Here is a 19,284-nt window from a genome sequence, read left to right on the forward strand (position 1 = left end):
CTCCGGCCGGAACGGCATGATGGTCCCCGTGCCCCAGCCCGACCAGCAGTCCCCGGCCGTGCGGCGGACCGTTCCGGCCCTCCGCCGCGCCCCCGTGCAGCAGCGCAGCGCCGAACGCCTCGCCCGGATCCTCGACGCCTGCGCCGAACTCCTCGACGAGACCGGCTACGAGCAGCTGAGCACCCGGGCTGTCGCCGCTCGGGCGGGTGTCCCGATCGGCTCCGTCTACCGCTTCTTCGGCAACAAGCGGGCCCTCGCCACCGCCCTCGCCCTCCGCAACCTGGACCGCTACGCGGCCCGCATCGCGGCGCGGCTCGACGCCCTGCCGGACGGCCCGTCGGACGCCCCGCCCGGCGCGGCCCCCGGCGGTGGCTCCGGCGATGGCCCCGGCGGTGGCTCCGGCGATGGCCCCGGCTGTGGAGACGGCGATGGCCCCGGTGGCGGAGGCGACGATGGCCCCGCCGGTGGCGGCCCCCACGCCGACGCCATCGTCCTCGTCGACGTCGTCCTTGACGAGTACATCGCGATGAAGCGGACCGTCCCCGGTTTCGCCCGCGTCGACTTCGGCATCCCGGCCCCCGGCGAGGAGGGCGACGAGCCCCCCAACCACCTCGTCGTCGACCGCATCTGCGGGCTGCTCGCCGGCCCGCTCGGCCGGTCCGCCGACGAGGCGCTGCGCCGCCGGGTGCTCGTGGGTGTCGAGGCCACCGACGCCCTGCTGCAACTGGCCTTCCGCGCCGATCCGTCCGGCGACCCCGCGCTGATCGCCGAGACCCGCACCCTCCTCCGCGCCTACCTCGCGCCCTCCCTCGGCTGAGACGTACGGCCGTGACCTGGGGTTTTGCTCGTATTGCTCACGCGTCAACATCTTGTTAACGCCGGAACCGGCCACCTACCGTCATCCGCACCGCCGCTCTGGCGGGAGTTCAAGGGTGAACGTGAGGTGTCCTCCCATGCTGACCATCCTCGGCTTCGCCATGATCGCGACCTTCCTGGTCCTGATCATGACGAAGAAGATGTCGCCGATCGCGGCGCTCGTGCTGATTCCCGCGCTGTTCTGCGTCGCCGTCGGACAAGGGGCCCAGCTGGGCGACTACGTCATCGAAGGCGTCGGCAAGCTGGCGCCGACGGCCGCGATGCTGATGTTCGCGATCGTCTACTTCGGCGTCATGATCGACGTCGGCCTGTTCGACCCGATCGTCCGGGGCATCCTGCGCTTCTGCAAGGCCGACCCGATGCGCGTGGTGGTCGGTACGGCGGTGCTCGCCGCGATCGTCTCGCTGGACGGTGACGGCTCCACCACCTTCATGATCACCGTCTCGGCGATGTACCCGCTGTACAAGCGCCTCGGCATGAGCCTGGTCGTCATGACCGGTGTCGCCGCCACCGCCAACGGCGTCATGAACACCCTTCCCTGGGGCGGCCCGACCGCCCGTGCGGCCACCGCGCTCAAGCTGGACGCCGCCGACATCTTCGTCCCGATGATCCCGGCGCTCGCCATGGGGCTGCTCTTCGTCTTCGTCCTCTCTTACGTGCTCGGCCTCCGTGAGCGCAAGCGCGTCGGCTATCTGAGCCTGGACGAGGCCCTGGTCCCGGAGTCCGAGACCGTCCTGGTCGGGGCGGGCGGCGGCACCGGCTCCACCGGCTCCACCAGGGGCGGCAAGGGCACCAAGGGCGCCAAGGCCGGCAACGGCGCGGGGGGCGGCGAGGCGGCGGACGCCGGTCCCGGTACCGGTAGCGGCGGCGACGCCGAGGACGAGGGCTTCCAGGGGCTCGACCCGAACCGCGCGACCCTGCGTCCCAAGCTGTACTGGTTCAACGCCGGTCTCACCGTCGCCCTGCTCGCCGCGATGATCATGGAGCTGCTGCCGATCCCGGTGCTGTTCCTCCTCGGCGCGGCACTCGCGCTGACGGTCAACTACCCCAAGATGGCCGAGCAGAAGGAGCGCATCGCCGCCCACGCCGACAACGTCCTCAACGTCTCCGGCATGGTCTTCGCCGCGGCCGTCTTCACCGGCGTGCTCACCGGCACCGGCATGGTCAAGCACATGGCGGACTGGCTGGTCGGCGCGATCCCCGAGGGCATGGGCCCGCACATGGCGCTGGTGACCGGCCTGCTGAGCCTCCCGCTCACGTACTTCATGTCGAACGACGGCTTCTACTTCGGCGTCCTGCCGGTGCTCGCCGAGGCGGGCGCGGCCCACGGCGTGTCGCCGCTGGAGATCGCCCGCGCCTCCCTCGTCGGCCAGGCCCTGCACATGTCGAGCCCGCTGGTCCCGGCGGTGTACGTGCTGGTCGGCATGGCCAAGGTCGAGTTCGGCGACCACGCCAGGTTCACTGTGAAGTGGGCCGCGCTGACCTCGCTCGTGGTGCTCGCGGCGGGGATCCTCTTCGGGATCATCTAGGCCCGGACGGGTGGAAGTCGAGGGGTGGCGCGGCACGGTGCCACCCTTCGTGTCATTTCGGTCACTAATAGTCAGATTATCGGTTCACGAAATCCGAGATCTGCACGCGCGTGCGTCCGTGTATTCGCGCGTCAGTACGACTGGAGGACACTCGCATGACCGTTCCGGCTCTCCGCCCCCTGCTCTCCTCGGCCGTCGCCGCCCTGGTCATGGGCTCGGTCGCCCTCGCGGGGGCGCCCTCGGCGTTCGCCGCCCCCGGCGACAACGGCGACGTCAAGATCCACAAGTCGGGTACCGCCCCCGACAGCAACAAGGACGAGCCCAAGGTCTGCAAGTTCTACCTCGCCGCCTTCGGCTTCGACGGGCTCCAGGAAGTCAGCTGGGACATCTCCCCACAGCCGCCCAAGGTGGACTCGCCGAACCTCAGCGGCAAGATCGCCCTCGGCGTGAGCGGTGACGGGCACACCAGCGACCTCGTCCTCCCCGACGGCCAGTACAAGCTCGACTGGACCTTCGTGGGCGAGACCGGCACCGGCAAGCACAAGGTCTTCAAGGTGGACTGCGGCACCATCGCCAGCCCGCCGCCCAGCAGCCCGCCCCCCACCACCGGAGGCAGCGGCAGCGGCGGCAGTACGGGCGGCAACGGCAAGCCGCCGCACGGACCCGTCGGAGCGGGCGGCGGCGGATCCGCCGGGACCACCGCCACCGACGACGGCTCCGCCTTCGGCGTCGGATCCGCCCTCGCGGCGGGCCTCGCGGGCACCGCCGGACTGATCCTCATCCGCCGCGCGCGCCGCCGCAACGATGGCGCCGCGTAGGTCCTCCTCCCCGCGCAGGACGGTTACCCCCGGCCGGGCTCCCGCCGCCGCAGTGAGCGAGCGGAGCCCGCGCCGGAGCCACCCGCGCGGGCCGGCCTCGCGCAGGCCCGGCGCCCGCCGGCAGCGCAGGCTCCGCAGGCTCGCCCGTACCGTCGCCGTGACCCTCACCCTGGTGATCGGCGGGGTCTGGTGGGCCCAGGACGGCGAACCGGACGGTCCGGCGCTCGCGGCCGGGCCCACCGCGCACGGCGTGGCGGCGCCGGCCGCGGGGGATTCCCGGCCGAAGGACGCCGTCCACGCCGCGGCCCGGGCCACGGCCAAACCACAGCCCCCACCCGCACCCCTCGGAAGATCCCGCCCCACCACCCTCGGCGTCCCCGCCATCACCATCGAGGCCCCCGTCGTCGGGCTGGGCCTCGACCCGGCCGGCGGACTCGGCACCCCGCCGGTCGACAATCCCCGGCTCGTCGGCTGGTACGCGGGGGGTCCCGCCCCCGGCGAGCGCGGCACCGCGGTCATCGTCGGCCACCGCGACACCCGCACCGGACCGGCGATCTTCCTCAACCTCAACTCGCTCACCCCCGGCAACACCGTCCGGGTCGCCCGGGCGGACGGCCGCGTCGCCGTCTTCACCATCGACCGGGTCCGCACGTACGCCAAGACCGCCTTCCCCGACAAGGAGGTCTACGGCGCCACGGGCCGTCCCGAACTGCGCCTGCTCACCTGCGGCGGAACCTTCGACCGCAAGGGCGGCTACGAGTCGAACATCGTGGTCTTCGCCCACCTCACGGGCGTCGACCGGGCGATCTGAACCGCGGGGGCCGCCCGGCAGGCCCCCGCCTCGCCCGCTCCATCCGCCTTATCCGACCCATCTGCACCATCCGCCCCATCGGTTGCCATTGGTTGCCATCGGGTTCCAGTCGTTCTATCCGCTCCATCCGCTCCATCCGCTCCATCCGCTCCATCCGCCCCGGCGGGCCCGTGCCATCCGGTGTGGGCCCGCCGGGTTCGGCTGTTCCTGGCGAGAAATCGCCAAGCCCTTCCGTCTCCGCGAGCTGGGCGCGCAAGATGATCGAGGAGTCGGAGGGTGCCCGCGGCCGCAGCGTGGAGACCGTCCGGCGCCGGCATCACGGGCCGTTCCGCAGCCAGTTCGCCGAGCGTCCCCGCCTCGCCCGGAACGGCCGGTCCCGTCCCTCCTCGGGACCGCGCCCCGCCCCCGGGCGTGTCCGGCCCAAGGGCGGCAGCGGAGAGGCCGGTTCGGGATCTTCCGCTCCCGCCCCGGATCCGCTCCGTGGCCGGCCGGTCCGCCGGCCAGCCGTCCAGGGCCTCGGCGAATGCCCCGCTGCCCGCGCTGGTGCCCCGCCGCCCGCGCGGGTGCCGCCCGCCCGCGTACCCCCGCGACCACGCCTCCCCGTCCCGCCGCCGACGGTCGCTCTCGCGCGCTGGCAAGGCGGGAACCCCCAGACCCCGCCCGCCACGCCTGTGCGGGTGCCCGTGGACAGCGGGAGAGCCGGAGGGTGAGGATCGGTGGGCGGGAAGCGGGGGTGTCGTCGGCGGGCGGGGGAGCCTGGCGCCCGAAAACTAACAGCGCTAGTTTGGGTGCCGGCCGTGTGCGCGAGCGCGCCGCCCCGACGCAGGACGCCCGACGCAGGAGGAGACAGCGGATGAAGGCCCACGACGCGATGTACATCGGCGGGGAGTGGCGCCCCGCCGCCTCCACGGAGACGATCGCCGTGATCGACCCCGCCGACGAGCGGGTCATCGCCCATGTCCCGGCCGGCTCCGCCGAGGACGTGGACGCCGCCGTCCGGGCCGCCCGCGCCGCCTTCCCCGGCTGGGCCGCCACCCCGCCCGCCGAGCGGGCCGCCGCGATCGGCGCGCTGCGCGACGCGCTCGCCGCCCGCGCCGAGGAGATCGCCGCCACCGTCACCGCCGAGCTCGGCGCCCCGCCGCAGCTCGCCGCCGCCGTGCACGCCGGGCTGCCGATCGCGGTGGCCGGCTCGTACGCCGAACTCGCCGCCGTCCACCCCTTCGAGGAGAAGGTCGGCAACTCGACCGTCTACTCCGAGCCGGTCGGTGTCGTCGCCGCGATCACCCCCTGGAACTACCCGCTCCACCAGATCGTCGCCAAGGTCGCCCCCGCCCTCGCCGCCGGCTGCGCCGTGGTCCTCAAGCCCGCCGAGGACACCCCGCTCACCGCTCAGCTCTTCGCCGAGGCCGTGCACGCCGCAGGGCTCCCGGCCGGCGTCTTCAACCTGGTCACCGGCCTCGGCGCGGTCGCCGGGCAGGCCCTTGCCGAGCACCCCGGCGTGGACCTGGTCTCCTTCACCGGCTCCACCGCCGTCGGCCGCCGGATCGGCGCCCTCGCGGGCGGCGCGGTCAAGCGCGTCGCGCTCGAACTCGGCGGCAAGTCCGCCAACGTCATCCTGCCCAGCGCCGACCTCGGCAGGGCCGTCGCCGTCGGCGTCGCCAACGTCATGTCCAACTCCGGCCAGACGTGCAGCGCCTGGACCCGGATGCTGGTCCCCGCCGAGCGGTACGAGGAGGCTGTCGCCCTCGCCGCCGAGGCCGTCGCCAAGTACGTCCCCGGCGAGCGCCTCGGGCCCGTCGTCAGCGCCCGGCAGCGCGACCGGGTCCGCGGCTACATCGAGAAGGGCCTCGCCGAGGGCGCCCGGCTCGTCGCGGGCGGCCCCGAGGCCCCGCGCGAGACGGGCTACTACGTGGCCCCGACGGTCTTCGCCGACGTCACCCCCGACATGACCATCGCCCAGGAGGAGATCTTCGGCCCGGTGCTCGCGATCATCCGGTACGCCGACGAGGCCGAGGCGCTCGCCATCGCCAACGGCACCGTGTACGGGCTCGGCGGCGCCGTCTGGGGTGAGCCGGAGGAGGCCGTCGCCTTCGCCCGCCGCATGGAGACCGGGCAGGTCGACATCAACGGCGGCCGGTTCAACCCGCTGGCCCCCTTCGGCGGCTGGAAGCAGTCCGGCGTCGGCCGCGAGCTCGGCGCCCACGGGCTCGCCGAGTACCTCCAGACCAAGTCCCTGCAGTTCTGAGCGCCGTACCGACCCGAGGAGCCCACCCTTGATCCGCGCCGCCGTCCTGCCCGCCGTCGGCTCTCCCCTGGAGATCACCGGCATCGAACTGCCCGAGCCCGGCCCCGGCCAGGTCCGGGTGCGCCTCGCCGCCGCCGGGGTCTGCCACTCCGACCTGTCGCTGACCAACGGGACGATGCGGGTGCCCGTGCCCGCCGTCCTCGGGCACGAGGGCGCCGGCACGGTCGTCTCCGTCGGCGAGGGCGTCACCCACGTCGCCCCCGGCGACGGCGTCGTCCTCAACTGGGCGCCGTCCTGCGGCACCTGCCACCCCTGCTCGCTCGGCGAGGTCTGGCTCTGCGCGAACGCGCTGACCGGCGCCGCCGCCGTGTACGCCCGCGCCCAGGACGGCACCGAGCTGCACCCGGGGCTCAACGTGGCGGCCTTCGCCGAGGAGACCGTGGTCGCCGCGAACTGCGTGCTGCCCGTCCCGGACGGCGTGCCGCTCACCGACGCCGCCCTGCTCGGCTGCGCCGTCCTCACCGGCTGGGGCGCGGTGCACCACTCGGCGCGGGTCCGGCAGGGCGAGACCGTCGCGGTGTTCGGCGTCGGCGGCGTCGGCCTCGCCACCCTCCAGGCCGCCCGGATCGCCGGCGCGTCCACCATCGTCGCCGTGGACGTGTCGCCCGAGAAGGAGGGCCTGGCCCGGGCCGCCGGGGCGACCGAGTACGTGGTCGCCTCCGACACCACGGCCAAGGAGATCCGGCGGCTGACCGGCGGGCACGGCGCCGACGTGTCCGTCGAGTGCGTCGGCCGCGCGGCCACCATCCGTACCGCCTGGGACGCCACCCGGCGCGGCGGGCGCACCACGGTCGTCGGCATCGGCGGCAAGGAGCAGCAGGTCACCTTCAACGCCCTGGAGCTCTTCCACTGGGGCCGCACGCTGTCCGGCTGCGTCTACGGCAACTCCGACCCGGCCCGGGACCTCCCGGTGCTCGCCGGCCACATCCGGGCTGGCCGCCTCGACCTGGGCGCCCTGGTCACCGAACGGATCCCCCTGGAGGGCATCCCGGGCGCCTTCGACAACATGCTCGCGGGCAAGGGCGGCCGGGCCCTGGTGGTTTTCTGAGGTCCTAGGGCCGGTCGTCACACCTCCCGTCTGCCTCGCGACGCCTGGCACGCGCTCTCGCCGCACCGGGCGAAAGCCCGAGTACGTCCAGTACGCGGGCTTTCGCCCGGCACGCCGAGAGCACGCACCAGACGCCGCGAGGCCGCCCTCCGGGCGACGACGGGACTTTGACGACCGGCCCTAGGCCCGCGTACCCGTTCCCGCCGGGGCCGTCCGGGACGGCTTCGGGCGGGAGCGGGAGACCGCCACGCCCGCCAGGCACAGCGCGCCGCCCGCGAGCGTGAGCGGGCCGGGCAGCTCGCCCAGGAAGGCCCAGGCCAGCAGCACGACCAGGGCGGGTACGGCGTACGTCGTCGCGCCCATCCGGCCGGCGGTGGTGCGGGCCAGGGCGTAGGCCCAGGTGGTGAAGGCGAGGGCGGTCGGGAAGACGCCGAGGTAGACCATGTTGAGGGTGGCGGCCAGCGGCGCCCGGCCCGCCTCGTCGACCAGCCGCCCGGCGAACGGCAGACAGGCCACCGCGCCGATCAGGCAGCCGAAGGTCGTCACCTGGAGCGCGCTGCCGTGCGCCAGCGCCGGCTTCTGGGCGACGACCCCGCCCGCGTACGCCACCGCCGCCAGCAGGCACAGCGCGACGCCGAGCACCGAGGCGTGCCCCGCGCCGGACATCGAGAGCCCCACCGCCACCGCCCCCGCGAACGAGACCGCCATCCCGGCGAGCAGCCGGGGCGGCAGCGACTCCTTCAGGACGTACCCGCCGAGCAGGGCGATCAGGATCGGACCGATGTTCACGACCATCGCCGCCGTGCCCGCGTCGACCTCCTGCTCGCCCCAGTTGAGCACCACCATGTACACCCCGAACCACAGCAGCCCCGACACGGCGATGCCCGGCCAGGCGGCCCGCGGCGGGAGCCCCTCGCGCCGGACCAGCAGGACCGCGCCGAGGACCAGGGAGCCGGCGAGCAGCCGGCCGAGGGCGAGGGCGCCGGGGGAGTAGGCGGCGCCCGCGCTGCGGATGGAGACGAAGGCGGAGGCCCACAGGACGACGGTGACACCGGCGGCGGCGAGCGCGAGACGGGAGGAGTGCTTCGGCATGGGGTGACCGTACGGCGCGGATCGTTCGGCGTTCACCGCAATATCGCCGCTGCCGCTGCCGCTGCCGCTGCCGCTGCCGCTGCCGCTGCCATCGGCATCGGCATCCGCATCTGCACCGGTCGGCACCCGTGCCCCGCTCATCGCAGCGCCGCCGGATCGACGCCCAGCCGCTCGCGCAGCGCCCGCTCGCCCTCCGGGGTCACCCGCACCGCGCGCTCGGAGCCGATCCGTACGCACCACCCGGCGTCCAGTGCGTGCCGGCACAGCTCCGCCCCGGCGAGCCCGGCGAGGTGCGGCCGGCGCTCGGTCCAGTCCAGGCAGCCGCGCGCGAGGGGCCGCCGGCCCTTCGGTACGAGGGGGACGCCGAGCTCCGCGAACCAGGCCACGCCCCGGTCGGTGAGGGCGAAGCCGGTGTCCTGGCGCAGCAGTCCGCGCGCGGTCAAGGCGTCGGTGAGGGTGGTCCCGAGCCGTCCGGCGAGATGGTCGTAACAGGTGCGCCCGCGCGCCATCGCGTGCCCGGCGTTCACCGCCCGCAGCCCGCGAGGCGGTTCGGGCGCGGTGGGCGCGGAGCGGGCGGCGAGCTCTTCGACGAGGTGCGCGACACCGGGGTCGGCGAGCCGCACGTACCGGTGCCTGCCCTGCCGCTCCTCGGTGAGCACCCCGCCCGCGACGAGCCGGCCCAGGTGCCCGCTGGCGGTCGAGGGGGCCACCCGGGCGTGCCGGGCCAGCTCGCCCGCGGTCCAGGCCCGCCCGTCGAGCAGGGCGAGCAGGAAGGCGGCGCGGGTCTCGTCGGCGAAGAGCGCGGCGAATGAGGCGAGGTCTCGGGAAGCCATGCCCCCAGCATCGCGCGGAGACGGTTCGGCGGCGGCCGAAGCGTCCGGTCCGGTCGCGTGGCCGTCGGCGGTCAGGCGGTCCCGCCGGGGCGCGTTTCGCCGACGCTCGCCTCGTCGGCCTCGTCGGCCTCGTCGGCCTCGTCGGCCCCGTCGGCCCCGCCGACGCGCGCCCCACTGGCCCCACCGGCCCCACCGACGCACGCCCCACAGGCCCCGCCGACGCTCGCCCCAGCGGTCGGCGCGTACGGCGCGTACTGCGCCCCGAGGCCGTCGAGCAGGGCCCGCAGTCCCGTCTCGAAGGCGACCCGGTCGACCTTCTCGCGCCGCTCCGCGAGGAGGTGCGCCTGGCCCAGGTGCGGGTAGTCGGCCGGGTCGTAGGCGGTCTCGTCGTCGACGAAGCCCCGGGCGAAGGAGCCGAGGGCGGAGCCGGTGACGAAGTAGCGCATCAGGGCGCCGATGGAGGTGGCCTGGGCCGGCGGCCAGCCCGCCCGGACCATCCCGCCGAAGACGGCGTCGGCGACCCGCAGGCCGGCCGGGCGGCGCCCGGGGCCCTGGGCGAGCACGGGGACGATGTGCGGGTGCCCGTCGAGCGCGGCCCGGTAGGAGAGCGCCCAGTCGTGCAGCGCGGTGCGCCAGTCGCGGGGGTCGCCGGGCGAGAACATCGACAGGTCGATCTTGGCGCTGACCGCGTCCGCGACGGCGTCCAGGATCTCGTCCTTGGTCCGGAAGTGGTTGTAGAGGGAGGGGCCGCTCACACCGAGCTCGGCCGCCAGCCGCCTGGTGGAGAGCGCCGCGAGCCCCTCGGCGTCCACGAGCGCGCCCGCCGTCTCGACGATGCGGTCTCGGCTGAGGAGGGGCTTGCGCGGTCGGGCCATGGCGCACATAGTAGGCCCGAGCCTGAAAACTAGCAGTGGTAATTAAACGGGACGGGGTGGCACGGTGGAGCTGGCGCTGAGCGAGGAGCAGGAGGCCGTACGACGCCTCGCCGAGGACTTCGTCGCCCGTGAGGTCACCCCGCACGTGGTCGACTGGGACCGGGCCGAGGACGTCGACCGGGCGATCGTGAAGAAGCTGGGCGCCGTGGGCTTCCTGGGACTCACGATCCCGGAGGAGTACGGCGGTTCCGGCGGCGACCACCTGGCCTACTGCCTGGTGACCGAGGAGCTGGGCCGAGGCGACTCCTCCGTGCGCGGCATCGTCTCCGTCTCCCTCGGCCTGGTCGCCAAGACCATCGCCTCCTGGGGCGACGAGGAGCAGAAGCGGACCTGGCTGCCCCGGCTCGCCTCCGGCGACGCGATCGGCTGCTTCGGCCTGACCGAGCCGGGCACCGGCTCCGACGCGGGGAACCTGGCCACCCGCGCGGTCCGCGACGGCGACGCGTACGTGATCGACGGCAGCAAGATGTTCATCACCAACGGCACCTGGGCCGACGTCGTGCTGCTCTTCGCCCGCACCGGGGACGCCCCCGGCCACAAGGGCGTCTCCGCCTTCCTGGTGCCCACCCACGCCCCCGGGCTGACCCGCCGCACCATCCACGGCAAGCTCGGGCTGCGCGGCCAGGCCACCGCCGAACTGGTCCTCGACGGGGTCCGGGTCCCGGCGGGCGCCCTGCTCGGCCCCGAGGGCAAGGGCTTCTCGGTCGCCATGTCCGCGCTCGCCAAGGGCCGCATGTCGGTCGCCGCCGGCTGCGTCGGCATCGCCCAGGCGGCGCTCGACGCGGCGGTGCGGTACGCGGGGGAGCGCGAACAGTTCGGCAAGCCCATCGCCTCGTACCAGCTGGTGCAGGAGCTGATCAGCGACATCGCGGTCGACGTGGACGCGGCCCGGCTGCTCACCTGGCGGGTGGCCGACCTGATCGACCGGGGCGAGGAGTTCGCCACGGCCGCCTCGAAGGCCAAGCTGTTCGCCTCGGAGGCGGCCGTCCGCGCGGCGAACAACGCCCTCCAGGTCTACGGCGGCTACGGCTACATCGACGAGTACCCGGTCGGCAAGCTGCTGCGGGACGCCCGCGTGATGACCCTCTACGAGGGCACCAGCCAGATCCAGAAGCTCATCATCGGGCGGGCGCTGACCGGGGTGTCCGCGTTCTGAGTACCGGTGGCGGCCCGCTGAGTATCCGGGCGGATGCGACCCCGGCCGCCCCCGCCCGATGCTGTCGGACATGAGCGACTACCCGGACAAGCGGCAGCAGCAGAACACCTCCGCCTACTACGTGCAGGCGATCCTCTCCTTCGGCCTCGCGCTCCTCGCGCTGACCGTCGGCATCTACCGGCTGGAGGCCAGCGCCTGGGTGCGCGGCTTCCTCGCCGTCGCCGTCCTCTACCTCACCACCTCCGCCTTCACCCTCGCCAAGGTCGTCCGCGACCGGCAGGAGAGCTGAGCCACACGCTCTAAGCGCTTGCTCAGCTTCGATGTATGGTGTCGTTCCCGAAGGTCCGACGAGGAGAGTGCGATGAGCGTGGCGGAGGAGACGCCCGGCGGCGAGGACGCGCCGTGGGTCGAGGTCACGCCCGAGGCGGCCCGGCGGCTGCTCGTCGCGGCCGTCGAGGCCTTCGCCGAGCGCGGCTACCACGCCACCACCACCCGCGACATCGCCGGCCGGGCCGGGATGAGCCCGGCCGCGCTCTACATCCACTACAAGACCAAGGAAGAGCTGCTCCACCGGATCAGCCGGATCGGGCACGACAAGGCCCTGGAGATCCTCCGGGAGGCCGCCGACGGCCCCGGCACCGCCGCCGAGCGGCTCGCCGACGCCGTGCGCTGCTTCGTGCGCTGGCACGCCGAGCGGCACACCACCGCCCGGGTCGTCCAGTACGAGCTCGACGCGCTCGGCCCCGAGCACCGCACCGAGATCGTCGGGCTGCGCCGGGAGTCCGAGGCCACCGTGCGGCGGATCATCAACGAGGGTGTGGCGGCCGGGGAGTTCGACGTCCCCGACGTGGCCGGCACCACCGTGGCGGTGCTCTCGCTCTGCATCGACGTCTCGCGCTGGTTCAACACCCAGGGCCGTCACACCGCCGACGAGGTCGGCGCGCTCTACGCCGACCTCGTGCTGCGGATGGCCGGGGCCCGGAAGGAGCGTCAGAAGTAGTAGCGGGAGAGCGACTCGGCGACGCAGACCGGCTTGTCGCCGCCCTCGCGCTCCACCGTCACCACCGCCTTGACCTGTACCCCTCCGCCCGCCTCCGTCACCTCGGCGAGGACGGCGGTGGCCCGCAGCCGCGAGCCGACCGGGACCGGGGCGGGGAAGCGCACCTTGTCCGTCCCGTAGTTGAGGCCCATCCTCATCCCCTCGACCCGCATGATCTGCGGCACCAGGACCGGCAGCAGCGAAAGGGTCAGATAGCCGTGCGCGATCGTGCGCCCGAACGGGCCCTCGGCGGCGCGCTCCGGATCCACGTGGATCCACTGGTGGTCGCCCGTCGCGTCGGCGAACTGGTCGATCCGCTTCTGCTCGATCTCCAGCCAGTCGCTGTGGCCCAACTGCTCGCCGACCCCGGCGCGCAGCTCCTCGGCGGAGGTGAAGATCCTCGGCTCGGCCATGTTCCCGCTCCCTCTCGTCCCGATGGCGTCGGCGACGTCGGAGACGCGGCTGACGTCCACGCTGTCTAAGCGCTTGCTCAGCGCGCCTGCTCAGCATGTGGGGCGGGCGGCCTCCTGTCAACGGAGCGGCGCCGGGCTCGCGTAGGCTCCACCGGGTGCCGCAGATTCCCGAGAAGGTCCACGAACTCACCGTCGGTCAGCTGTCCGCGCGCAGCGGCGCCGCCGTCTCGGCCCTTCACTTCTACGAGTCCAAGGGCCTGATCAGCAGCCGCCGCACCAGCGGCAACCAGCGCCGCTACGGTCGCGACACGCTCCGCCGGGTCGCCTTCATCCGGGCCGCCCAGCGCGTCGGCATCCCGCTCGCGACCGTCCGCGACGCCCTGGCCCGGCTGCCCGAGGAGCGCACGCCCACCCACGAGGACTGGGCCCTGCTCTCGGCCGCCTGGCGGACCGAACTGGACGAGCGGATCAAGCAGCTCGGCCGGCTGCGCGACCACCTGAGCGACTGCATCGGCTGCGGCTGCCTCTCGCTCAGCACCTGCGTGCTGTCCAACCCCGACGACGTCTTCGGCGAACGGCTCAGCGGCTCGCGCCTGATGCCCGAGCGCCGGGCCTGACCGGGGCGTACGGGCGGAGGCGCCGCGGGCGGAGGCGCTGCGAGCGGGGACCCGCCACCCCCGTGGGCGGGCCCCCGCTCGTCTCGTGGACGTGCGGCGCCCGTGCCGTGGGGCAGGATGCGGCGCGCGGGATCGTCCCCGCACACTCTGCCCGTCGGGCGGCGGGCCGGGCGAACCGTTTTCGCGGCCGAGGGCGGGCCCGTCCGGCAGGTCCTAAGCGCTGACCGGCGCCGCCAGCGCGGCGGACACCAGCTCCGCGTTGGAGCGGGCCGGGCTGCCGTCGGGCAGCAACAGGGTGTCCTCCAGGCCGATCCGGCCGTCCAGCCCCAGGCGGCGGGCCAGCCGCAGCAGCGGCCACGCGGTCGCGCCGCTGCCGTGCAACAGGACCGGGCGGGCGTGCGGGGAGCGGGCCAGGGCGGCGAGCAGGGCGCGGGCCGTGGCCTCGGCCGTCGCGGGGGAGGGGTCGGTCACCTCGGCGTGGACGCGCAGGACCCGCCCGGCGAGCGAGGAGCGCAGGAAGCGGGCCGGGCCGTCCGTGCCGGAACGCAGGCAGGCCTCGACGGCGACGCCCCGGCCGAGCAGGGCGCCGGCGAGGGCTTCGGCCCCCGGTTCGTGCCAGTTGACGCAGGCCTGGTCGGGCAGTGCCGTCCAGGCGCGGACGCGGGCGAGCCGGCGCACCGGGTCGGCCTCCGAGCGGACCCCGGTCGTCACGCCCACCGGCACGTCCACGGCCGCGCGGATCGCGGCGAGCGTGTCGGCGAGGACCCGCGGCGAGAGCGTGTCGCTGCCGCAGGGAGTCTTGGGGTGTACGTGCACGTCGTCGGCGCCCGCGGCGACGGCGGCGGCCGCGGCGACGGCCATCGCGTCCGGGGACATCGGCACCGCCGCCGAATCCCCGGGCCCATGGCCCCCGTTGAGACAGACCTGGAGCATCAGGCCACCGACGCCAGGCGCGGCAGCGCGTCCCCACGGGTCCGGGCGAGCGCCCGGGACGTGAGGACGGCGCGCGGTATGAGCACCCCGCAGTCCTCGCACACGGGACCGAACCAGGGCTCGTCCGAGAGCTCCGCGCGCCACTCGATGCGCGGCCCCGCGCACACCGGGCAGTGCTCGCCGGGGCCCCGCTTCAGGGCCTCCACCAGCCGCCCGACCACCTCGGGCAGCGGCTCGCGCGGATGCACGGCGGGATCGTCGCAGCGGGCCACCCCGTTGCCGCCCCAGATGCGGCGGTGCCACTCGTCGAGCGCGCCCGGCCGGCGCAGCCCGCCGTGCTTCTCGCGCCGCCTGCGCGCGGCGAACTCCTCCTCGTACGCGAGCCATACGGCCCGCGCCTCCTCCAGCTCGTCCAGGGCGGCCACCAGCCGCCCCGGATCGGCCTCCCGGTCCTCCGGGCCGAAGCCGTGGCTCCGGCACAGATGATCCCAGGTGGCCCGGTGACCATAGGGCGCGAACCGCTCAAGGCACTTGCGCAGCGAATACCGCCGCAAGGCCGTGTCGCTCCCTGGATCACGGACCTGTCTCGCGAGACTCCGGAACCCGGCCATCCTCTGCCCACCTCCGTCGCTGTGGCACTTCGGCGATATGAGAGGGACGAACGGGAGCCGCCGCGTGTTCCATCGAAAATCCGATGGCAGCCATCAGCGGGCCTCCGGAGGCCGGAAAAGCACCCCCGCGCGGAGCGCGGATCCGTGTCTCAGCCGCCGAACCGCCCTGCCTTCGCGACCACTCGGGCCAGCTCCGGGTGGCAGACGTCACTATGCTCCGAGACCACCTCGGCCGCGTCGACGCTGACACATCCGGAGCCCGGCACTCCGTCCCGCAGGGCCGCGCCGAGGCTGCGGGCGGCCGTCCCGGGAACGGCCTGAATGCCGTCGTAGCCGACCGCCCCCCAGCGGCGCTCGTCCTGCCCGAGCAGCGCGTCGTCGTCGCGCGAGAGCCGGGAGGCGAGCGGGTAGAACACCCGCAGCGCGGTGTCGTGCCGGGAGTGGCAGGCCACCAGGGGCCCGTCGATCCGGCGCTGGAGGTCCGGCAGCGAGCCGCGTCGGCCGGGCGCGTGGGGCAGCCGCGCGGCGAACGCGTAGTGGGAGAACGCCCCCTGGAGCAGCGTCACCGACTTCACCGTGCGGCTGCCCTCGGGCAGGCCGAGCAGGGCGTGCGCCATCAGCCGGCCGCCGAAGCTGTGCCCGGCGAGGTGGACGCGCAGCCGGGGCGCCGCGTCCGCGAGTTCGCCGAGCACCGGGCCGAGCCCCCGGGCGCCGACCACGCCCGCGCGGCGCTTCATCGTGTAGTACGTGGCCTGGCGCAGCGCCTCCTCGGCGCCCTTCCACAGGCGCTTCAGACGCGCGCCGCCCAGCAGCGCGGGCCCCGCGTCGTCCGGCGGACCGCCCGGCCCGTCCGCCTCCCGCGCGGCCGCGAACACCGCGTACGTCGTGAGCGGATCGGCGCACAGGAAGGCCGGCACCTCCGGGTCGCCGTCCGCCGCCAGCCCGGCCCGGTCCGTGTCCGTCAGCTGCCGCAGCAGCGCACCGAACTCGGCGAAGGCCGACTCCCGCGCGGGAGCCGATCCGACGAGCTCCGCGATCCGCGCCACCACCGCCGTCTTGCCCGGCACGGTGGCCGCGAGCGCGGCGAAGTCGGGGACCGGCTCGTCGGAGAACATCATCGAGGGCCAGACCACTCCCGCGTACCCGAGCCGCACCCCCGGCCCCGTCAGGGCGGGGAAGGGGGCGAAGAAGGCCGAGTAGAAACGGGTCGCCGTGGTGGGCGAGTTGTTCCAGCCGTGCGCGAAGGCCAGCAGGTCCGTGCATCCCTGGCGGGCGAGCTCGGCGAGCCGTGCCGCCTGCCCGGCCGGACCGCCGGGGCCGTCGCCGTCCTTGTCGAAGACGATCTCGCGGTACGGCCCGACACTCAGCTCCGTCATGGCCCCGTCCCTCCGCGTCGAGGGGTGCCGTCGGCACCGGGATTCTCTTCCGATTCTTCCCCCTCGGAGGGACGGGCAGTCGTCAGCGGAGGAACCGCGCCGCCGAGATCTCGGGGAAGTGCAGCACGGCGTCGTACGCGGTCGCCAGCCGTACGTCCGTCACGTCGCCCTCCCACGGGAAGGCCGTGCCGACGGACCGGGTGGGCCGGGCGACCGCGAGCCAGCGCCGGGCCGCCGGGGTCGCGGTCCGCACGTCCAGCAGGAACGGCCGGTCCGACACCCGGTCCAGGACGTGCGCGTTGCTGTCGGCGCCCAGCGGGCCGACCCGGAACTCCCGGACCGGCTCGCCCGGCGCCTCCGTGTCGTGCGCGTTGAACGAGCCGCGCCCGAAGGTGGTCCCGATCGCCACGTAGCCCGCGCCCAGCGCGTCGCGCAGGAAGGCGCCCTGGAGGCGCGGGTACTGGTCGGGCCGGGGGCTCTCGTAGCCGACGTGCCCGTCGTGCGCGGACAGCACCATCCGGCCGCCCGTGCGGCGCTGCCACCAGACCGTGTTCTCGGCCATCGTCCGGTCGCGGTACAGCATCGCCTCCGCCGTCTGCGGGGCGCCGCGCTCGCCGAGCAGGTCGTACGCGTACTCCCTGCCGACCTGCGCGATGGCCCGCGCGTGCTGCACCGCCCAGGCGTGCGCCTCGCGCGCGGTCCGGTCCCGGCCCGCCGGCGGCTGCCGCTCCAGGAGGGCGAGGGCCGCGTCGGTGTCCGCCGCCATGGCCTCGCGCTCGGCGAGCGGCCGGGTCAGGTGGGCGTTCATCCAGGCGTCCACGGCGCCGGCCGGCCGCGAGGCGCGGTACAGCTCCCGGAAGCGGGGCAGCAGCGCCGGCCGCGTCCGGGCCACATAGCCGGTGACCTCGTCGAAGAGCCCGGGGCCCGCGTAGCCGAGGTCGTTGCCCATGAAGCGCACCGGGTGGTCCGGGTGGCGCAGGTTGTGCCGCCGCATCCAGGTGAACAGGTCCAGGTACTCCTCGGTGTTCCAGAAGCCGTACGCGTTCTGGAACTCCTCCCGCATGATCCGGCGGATGTCGCCCCTGCCCTCGCGCACATAGGCGTCGACGAGCAGCCCGGTGCTCCAGTTGGCCTCCAGGGCGAAGGTGGTGAAGCCCTGGCGCTCCACGAGCTGTTCGAAGATCTCGTGCTTGGCCCGGAAGAACTCGCGGGAGCTGTGCGTGGCCTCGCCGACGCCCACCACCTTCGCGTCGCCGACGATCCGCTCCAGGGCGCGGACGTCGGTCGCGGGGCGGGCGGTGGCGGCGAGCGCGCGGGCCGGGTCGGGCGCCCCGCCGGGGCGGGCGGCGGCCGGGGCGGCGGGCGCGAGCAGGCCCACGCAGAGGGCGGCGAGCAGGACGGTCAGGGGGCGGCGGCGCCGTAAGGAGACGTTCATGGCGACCAGCCAACCCGGTGCGGGGCGGGCCGGACATCCGGCCCGCCCCCGGCACCGCACGGGGGCCTGCCCCCCGGCCGGGCCCCGGTCAGCGGTAGAGCAGGTAGCCCCGGCGCACCGCGCGGAACGCCGCCAGGTCCGTCTCCCAGGCGCCCACGACCTCGTCCGCCGGCGCGCCCGCGTCGATCATCGCGCGCACCCGGTCCGAGCCGGTCAGCTTGTCGATCCAGTGGTCCGCGCGCCACGCGAAACCGCTCCAGCTCCGCCGCGCGGTCACCAGCAGCGCGATCCCGGTGCGCACCGGGTCGAAGGCCGCGCGGTCGTGGACCATCAGCTGGAGCCCGCCGACCGTCTTCCCCTGGAACTTGGAGAAGGTGGGCGCGAAGTAGGCCTCGCGGAAGCGCACCCCGGGCAGGTCCAGGGCGTTCGCCGCGGCGGCCCACCGGCCGTCGATCCCCTCCGCGCCGAGCAGCTCGAAGGGGCGGGTGGTGCCGCGCCCCTCGGAGAGGTTGGTGCCCTCGAAGAGGCAGGTGCCGGAGTAGACGAGCGCGGTGTCGGGCGTCGGCATGTTGGGGCTCGGCGGCACCCACGGCAGCCCCGTGGCGTCGAAGAACTCGCCGCGCCGCCAGCCGCTCGCGGTGACCGTCTCCAGCGCCACCGGCTTCGCCAGGAACTCCCCGTTGAAGAGCCGGGCCAGCTCCGCCACCGTCATCCCGTGCGCCTGCGCGATCGGCTCGCGCCCCACGAAGGTCGCGTACGCCCGGTCGAGCACGGGCCCGAGCGCCGCCCGGCCGGTCACCGGGTTGGGCCGGTCCAGGACCACGAGCCGCTTCCCGGCGAGCGCGGCCGCCGCCATGCAGTCGTAGAGCGTCCAGATGTACGTGTAGAAGCGGGCGCCCACGTCCTGGATGTCGAAGACGACGGTGTCGACGCCCGAGGCGGTGAAGACGTCGGCGAGCGCCTGACCGCTCTTCAGGTACGTGTCGTAGACGGGCAGTCCGGTCGCCGGGTCGTCGTAGCGTCCCTCCGAGCCGCCGGCCTGGGCGGTGCCCCGGAAGCCGTGCTCGGGGCCGAAGACGGCGACCAGGTCGACCCGCTCGTCGGCGTGCATCACGTCCACGATGTGCCGGGCGTCGGAGGTGATGCCGGTCGGGTTGGTGACGACGCCGACCCGCTGCCCGGCCAGGCGCGCGTAGCCGTCGGCGGCCAGCCGGTCGAAGCCGGTGCGGACCCGGTGGCCCGGGGCTCCCGAGCCGGGCCCGGCGCCGGGGGCCGCGTGGGCGGCCGTCGCCCCCGCGCCCGCCGCCGTACCGGCGGCCGCGGCGGCGCCGAGCGCGCCGCCAGCGGCGAGCAGACCACGTCTGGACAGGCTCATGCGGAAACCTCCTTGATCGCCTTCCCTGACATGGGCACGCACGCTAGCGCCCCGCCGGGCCGCGCGGAACGAGGCGTACCGC

Annotated in this window: 18 protein-coding genes and 1 pseudogene; 10 read left to right on the forward strand and 9 right to left on the reverse strand. The window is 74.7% G+C overall.

Features of this window, described 5'->3' with window-relative positions; translation table 11 throughout:
- The first annotated feature begins 19 nt into the window (after nt 1-19).
- The 6 genes from ACZ6J5_RS23055 to ACZ6J5_RS23080 all read left to right on the forward strand — a co-directional run bounded on the left by ACZ6J5_RS23055 (nt 20) and on the right by ACZ6J5_RS23080 (nt 7,387).
- Complete coding sequence (locus tag ACZ6J5_RS23055) at nt 20-817, forward strand: TetR/AcrR family transcriptional regulator (RefSeq protein ID WP_469394741.1); 798 nt, start codon at nt 20-22, stop codon at nt 815-817.
- 136 nt (nt 818-953) lie between these two features.
- Nucleotides 954-2,405 (forward strand): CitMHS family transporter, encoded by a 1,452-nt coding sequence (locus ACZ6J5_RS23060; RefSeq protein WP_469394367.1) that lies wholly within the window; start codon nt 954-956, stop codon nt 2,403-2,405.
- Nucleotides 2,406-2,560: 155 nt separating this feature from the next.
- Nucleotides 2,561-3,223 carry a hypothetical protein gene (locus ACZ6J5_RS23065; protein ID WP_469394368.1) on the forward strand — a complete coding sequence of 221 codons (663 nt, stop codon included), beginning with the start codon at nt 2,561-2,563 and terminating at the stop codon, nt 3,221-3,223.
- A 52-nt stretch (nt 3,224-3,275) separates the two neighbouring features.
- The gene (locus tag ACZ6J5_RS23070; RefSeq protein WP_469394370.1) at nt 3,276-4,034 is read left to right on the forward strand and encodes a class F sortase; all 759 of its coding nucleotides are present in this window, start codon (nt 3,276-3,278) and stop codon (nt 4,032-4,034) included.
- 853 nt (nt 4,035-4,887) lie between these two features.
- Entirely contained in the window at nt 4,888-6,279 is a 1,392-nt protein-coding gene (locus tag ACZ6J5_RS23075) for an aldehyde dehydrogenase family protein (protein ID WP_469394371.1), read from the forward strand.
- A gap of 28 nt (nt 6,280-6,307) precedes the next feature.
- Nucleotides 6,308-7,387, forward strand: a complete 1,080-nt coding sequence (locus tag ACZ6J5_RS23080) for a Zn-dependent alcohol dehydrogenase (RefSeq protein ID WP_469394373.1) — start codon at nt 6,308-6,310, stop codon at nt 7,385-7,387.
- 180 nt (nt 7,388-7,567) lie between these two features.
- Here ACZ6J5_RS23080 and ACZ6J5_RS23085 read toward each other — a convergent pair whose 3' ends face one another.
- From ACZ6J5_RS23085 to ACZ6J5_RS23095, 3 genes and pseudogenes are all read right to left on the reverse strand, one after another.
- Nucleotides 7,568-8,479, reverse strand: coding sequence for a DMT family transporter (locus ACZ6J5_RS23085; RefSeq protein ID WP_469394375.1), 912 nt, complete (start codon nt 8,477-8,479; stop codon nt 7,568-7,570).
- Nucleotides 8,480-8,616: 137 nt separating this feature from the next.
- Entirely contained in the window at nt 8,617-9,312 is a 696-nt protein-coding gene (locus ACZ6J5_RS23090; protein WP_469394377.1) for an ArsR/SmtB family transcription factor, read from the reverse strand.
- Between the two features lie 245 nt (nt 9,313-9,557).
- Nucleotides 9,558-10,187 (reverse strand): annotated as a pseudogene (locus ACZ6J5_RS23095) (TetR/AcrR family transcriptional regulator); the annotation flags it as partial.
- A 64-nt stretch (nt 10,188-10,251) separates the two neighbouring features.
- On the opposite strand from ACZ6J5_RS23095, the gene ACZ6J5_RS23100 reads away from it, so the two are divergent.
- From ACZ6J5_RS23100 to ACZ6J5_RS23110, 3 genes are all read left to right on the forward strand, one after another.
- On the forward strand, nt 10,252-11,403 hold the full coding sequence (locus tag ACZ6J5_RS23100; protein WP_469394379.1) for an acyl-CoA dehydrogenase family protein: 1,152 nt from the start codon (nt 10,252-10,254) through the stop codon (nt 11,401-11,403).
- A gap of 70 nt (nt 11,404-11,473) precedes the next feature.
- Complete coding sequence (locus ACZ6J5_RS23105) at nt 11,474-11,692, forward strand: YiaA/YiaB family inner membrane protein (protein ID WP_469394381.1); 219 nt, start codon at nt 11,474-11,476, stop codon at nt 11,690-11,692.
- A 72-nt stretch (nt 11,693-11,764) separates the two neighbouring features.
- Nucleotides 11,765-12,403, forward strand: a complete 639-nt coding sequence (locus ACZ6J5_RS23110; RefSeq protein WP_469394383.1) for a TetR/AcrR family transcriptional regulator — start codon at nt 11,765-11,767, stop codon at nt 12,401-12,403.
- Here ACZ6J5_RS23110 and ACZ6J5_RS23115 read toward each other — a convergent pair.
- Nucleotides 12,394-12,855: a MaoC family dehydratase gene (locus ACZ6J5_RS23115; protein WP_469394385.1), complete on the reverse strand. Its 462-nt coding sequence runs from the start codon at nt 12,853-12,855 to the stop codon at nt 12,394-12,396. The genes ACZ6J5_RS23110 and ACZ6J5_RS23115 overlap by 10 nt on opposite strands.
- A gap of 155 nt (nt 12,856-13,010) precedes the next feature.
- Here ACZ6J5_RS23115 and soxR point away from each other — a divergent pair, with 155 nt between their 5' ends.
- Nucleotides 13,011-13,472: a redox-sensitive transcriptional activator SoxR gene (gene soxR, locus ACZ6J5_RS23120; protein ID WP_469394387.1), complete on the forward strand. Its 462-nt coding sequence runs from the start codon at nt 13,011-13,013 to the stop codon at nt 13,470-13,472.
- A 213-nt stretch (nt 13,473-13,685) separates the two neighbouring features.
- On the opposite strand, the gene ACZ6J5_RS23125 is transcribed toward soxR, so the two are convergent.
- The 5 genes from ACZ6J5_RS23125 to ACZ6J5_RS23145 all read right to left on the reverse strand — a co-directional run bounded on the left by ACZ6J5_RS23125 (nt 13,686) and on the right by ACZ6J5_RS23145 (nt 19,202).
- Nucleotides 13,686-14,405, reverse strand: a complete 720-nt coding sequence (locus tag ACZ6J5_RS23125) for a 3-keto-5-aminohexanoate cleavage protein (protein ID WP_469394389.1) — start codon at nt 14,403-14,405, stop codon at nt 13,686-13,688.
- Entirely contained in the window at nt 14,405-15,016 is a 612-nt protein-coding gene (locus ACZ6J5_RS23130) for a hypothetical protein (RefSeq protein WP_469394391.1), read from the reverse strand. Before ACZ6J5_RS23130 ends, ACZ6J5_RS23125 begins: the two co-directional genes overlap by 1 nt.
- 149 nt (nt 15,017-15,165) lie before the next feature.
- A complete protein-coding gene (locus tag ACZ6J5_RS23135; RefSeq protein WP_469394393.1) occupies nt 15,166-16,392 on the reverse strand; it encodes a serine-threonine protein kinase in 1,227 nt (408 codons plus the stop codon).
- An 82-nt stretch (nt 16,393-16,474) separates the two neighbouring features.
- Nucleotides 16,475-17,827 carry an erythromycin esterase family protein gene (locus tag ACZ6J5_RS23140; RefSeq protein ID WP_469394395.1) on the reverse strand — a complete coding sequence of 451 codons (1,353 nt, stop codon included), beginning with the start codon at nt 17,825-17,827 and terminating at the stop codon, nt 16,475-16,477.
- Between the two features lie 88 nt (nt 17,828-17,915).
- Nucleotides 17,916-19,202 carry an exo-beta-N-acetylmuramidase NamZ family protein gene (locus ACZ6J5_RS23145; RefSeq protein WP_469394397.1) on the reverse strand — a complete coding sequence of 429 codons (1,287 nt, stop codon included), beginning with the start codon at nt 19,200-19,202 and terminating at the stop codon, nt 17,916-17,918.
- Between the last annotated feature and the right edge of the window lie 82 nt (nt 19,203-19,284).

The sequence above is a fragment of the Streptomyces sp. NPDC042100 genome (assembly GCF_055582325.1).